Annotated in this window: 3 protein-coding genes; 2 read left to right on the forward strand and 1 reads right to left on the reverse strand. The window is 43.0% G+C overall.

Annotated features, from left to right (window positions below; genetic code table 11):
• Positions 1 to 291: 291 nt before the first annotated feature.
• Positions 292 to 537 carry a hypothetical protein gene (locus V7K50_RS19605; protein ID WP_334962879.1) on the reverse strand — a complete coding sequence of 82 codons (246 nt, stop codon included), beginning with the start codon at positions 535 to 537 and terminating at the stop codon, positions 292 to 294.
• A 264-nt stretch (positions 538 to 801) separates the two neighbouring features.
• Between V7K50_RS19605 and V7K50_RS19610 the strand changes: the two genes are divergently transcribed.
• The gene (locus V7K50_RS19610) at positions 802 to 2,778 is read left to right on the forward strand and encodes an AMP-dependent synthetase/ligase (RefSeq protein ID WP_334962881.1); all 1,977 of its coding nucleotides are present in this window, start codon (positions 802 to 804) and stop codon (positions 2,776 to 2,778) included.
• 46 nt (positions 2,779 to 2,824) lie between these two features.
• Positions 2,825 to 3,274 carry a YlqD family protein gene (locus V7K50_RS19615; protein ID WP_334962883.1) on the forward strand — a complete coding sequence of 150 codons (450 nt, stop codon included), beginning with the start codon at positions 2,825 to 2,827 and terminating at the stop codon, positions 3,272 to 3,274.
• Positions 3,275 to 3,413: the final 139 nt, after the last annotated feature.

Here is a 3,413-nt window from a genome sequence, read left to right on the forward strand (position 1 = left end):
TAATGAGTAATGAGTAATGAGTAATGAGTAATGAGTAATGAGTAATGAGTAATGAGTAATGAGTAATGAGTAATGAGTAATGAGTAATGAGTAAATACCCATTACTTATTACTCATTACTTATTACTTAATATAGACTCATACCACGGGGATTAAAATCCCTCGTGTCGCAACGCTGTCAGCACGCTTTGTCACTGAGTTTCCCGATGGAAAGCGTATCTCTATGATCCAAGGCGTTATTGAATAGCTGGTTGTCGGAAGTACTGAGGAATTTTTCCTGGCAAACAGTCCATTAATTCGGAGAACAGTTGGCACAAAAATCAGGACTGAATTTACAATATTGGCTACCTGTCAACTGATAAGCTGTACAATAAGGAAAACTGGTAAGTTCAATTTTGGCTGCTTGTAATTTGGAACCATTCGGTAACACTTCAGTAAGTTTGGTTTTCTCAGCCAGAAAGATAGCTAAAAGCTTAGGCAACGCCATGCAAGCAGCAATATTTAGCAGCGTTAGCACTATAGCGTCTATCAAATTCATAGGTAATTATCTCCTGTGAAAAATAGGCGTAGCCCGCACTTCGGCTGCGCTCAGTGACCGTCGTAGACATCGCTGTTATTTAGATGCAAACACAATCATTGCTTGCACTCTATGTAAATCAACTTTAACATAAATTTTTGTAAATATAAAGGTGGAATTCCTGGAATTATCATACACAGAAGGGAATGTGGATAATAAGGACGCAGATTGTAGCAGAATAACAAAATAAGCTGTAAGTCAGTTTAAATTTTTAGGTAAGATGTTATGTCAAAAACCCAAACCGCGTCTTCTTTTTTATCTAACATCAGTGAGGGAGAACGGCAGGCATTAAAGCGGTTAGTAGATTACACAAATGTAGAATCGCTGCCAGAAGTTTGGCCTTTGGCAGCTCAACGATTTGGTGATGTTGTCGCCCTCCGCAACCCTCACGCCAAACCAGAGATAGTGATTACTTATACCCAGCTAGCAGAGCAAATCCAACTATTTGCTACTGGGTTGCAGGCGTTGAGAGTAAAGGTAGGCGATCGCATTTCCCTAATTGCTGACAACAGTCCTCGGTGGTTTATTGCCGATCAAGGCATCATGACTGCTGGAGGGGTTGATGTGGTGCGTAGCTCCCAAGCGGAAAAAGAAGAACTGCTGTTTATCATCGCCAATAGTGGCAGTACCGCGATCGTCGTTGAGGATTTAAAAACACTTAAAAAACTGCAAGAACGTCTCAATGATTTACCAATTCAACTGGTAATCTTACTTTCTGATGAAGCACCACCGACAGACCAAACCCTAAAGGTGCTGAACTTTACCCAGTTGCTCGAAATTGGGGTAAATCATAGTTTTGTGCCAGTCAAGCAAAATCGTGATGCCCTAGCAACCCTAATTTACACCTCTGGCACCACAGGCAAACCCAAGGGTGTAATGCTGTCTTATAACAACTTGATGCACCAAATAATCAGTTTTGGGACAGTATTGCAACCAAATGCGGGCGATATCGTTCTCAGCATCCTACCTTCCTGGCATAGCTACGAACGAACTGTTGAATATTACCTACTATCTCAAGGGTGTACGCAAGTTTATACCAACTTGCGCTCGGTGAAAGGGGATTTGAGAAAATTTAAACCCAACTACATGGTGGGTGTACCCCGGCTGTGGGAATCGATTTATGAAGGAGTGCAAAAGCAATTCCGTGAACAACCAGCAAATAAGCAACGCCTAGTTAACTTTTTATTGGGCATTAGTGAGAAATATATCAAAGCGCGGCGAGTTGCTCAAGGGTTGAATTTAAATAATCTTCATGCTTCAGCCATTGAACGATTAGCAGCTAGGATACAAGCATCAGCTTTATTACCCCTCCACACCTTGGGAGAACGCCTGGTTTATGCCAAAGTGCGGGAAGCCACAGGAGGAGAAGTTAAGCAGATGATTAGCGGCGGCGGTGCCCTTCCTAGACACATCGATAACTTCTTTGAAATTATTGGTGTGCAGATTTTGCAAGGCTATGGCTTGACAGAAACTTCTCCTGTTACCCATGTACGTCGTCCTTGGCGAAATTTGATTGGTGCATCAGGGCTACCACTTCCGGCCACAGAAGCTAAAATCGTCGATCCTGAGACAAAAGCGCCTCTACCAGTAGAGAAGCGAGGTTTAGTATTGTTGAGGGGACCACAGATTATGCAAGGCTATTACCAAAATCCCGAAGCGACAGCGAAAGCAATTGACGCGGAAGGTTGGTTTGATAGCGGCGATTTGGGTTGGCTGACACCACAAAATGACTTGGTGCTGACTGGCAGGGCAAAGGATACGATTGTATTGACTAACGGGGAAAACATCGAGCCACAGCCGATTGAAGATGCGTGTTTGCGATCGCCATACATCGATCAAATTATGCTCGTCGGCCAAGATCAGCGCAGCCTGGGAGCCTTAATTGTCCCCAACGTCGAAGCTATAGAAAAATGGGCAGCAAGTCAGAATGTGATCCTGGATACGCCGAAAGATCAGGTAACTTCCTCAGATAGTCAAAAAATTGACTTGGAGAGTAGAATGATCCAGGATTTATTTCGGCAAGAATTAAATCGGGAAGTGCAAAATCGTCCAGGCTATCGACCGGATGACCGCATCGGAACGTTTAAACTGATTCTGGAACCGTTTTCTATCGAAAATGGTTTGATGACGCAAACACTAAAAGTTCGACGACATATCGTAACGGAACGCTATCACGATATTATTGACGGCATGTTTGCCTGATGATTGATTCCACCTGCTAATTGTAAAGAGTGAACGTGAAATGTTTATGGATGCCTCCAAATCTAATTTGCTTCTGAAACGCGTCGTTAACGTCAAAGTTATTGTGACTCCTCTCTGGAAAGAGGAAGTACAACAACAGCTGCAAACGCAGATCAATCAACTTGATCAGCAACTACAACAGCTAGACGTTGAAGGACAAAGAGCGATCGCGGCAATTCAAAAGCAGAGTCTGCAACCACCTGGACCCCAAACCCTCCAACAAATTGATAATATCCAACTCCAAGTCAATCAAAAGAAAAGTGAATTCCTAGAGCAAAAAAATCAGTTGCTGCAAAACCTCCAGCAAGTGCAGTTTCTCCAGCAAGATCAGGAAGTCAACCAATTCCAAATGGAAGGCTTTTTTCGGGTAGAAACTGGTGATAACCTGATTAGCAAAATGCAAGTCGAAATCGTTCTGCGCGATGGCGTTGTAGAAGAAATTCGCGGCGACATTTAAAAAGTTAGGAGTTAGGAGGAATTAGTTATGAGTTTAAATTCCTCACTCCTAACTCCTAACTCCTAACTCCTAACTCCTAACTCCTAACTCCTAACTCCTAACTCCTAACTCCTAACTCCTAACTCCTAACTCCTAACTC

Source organism: Nostoc sp. (assembly GCF_036917135.1).
GTDB lineage: Bacteria > Cyanobacteriota > Cyanobacteriia > Cyanobacteriales > Nostocaceae > Nostoc.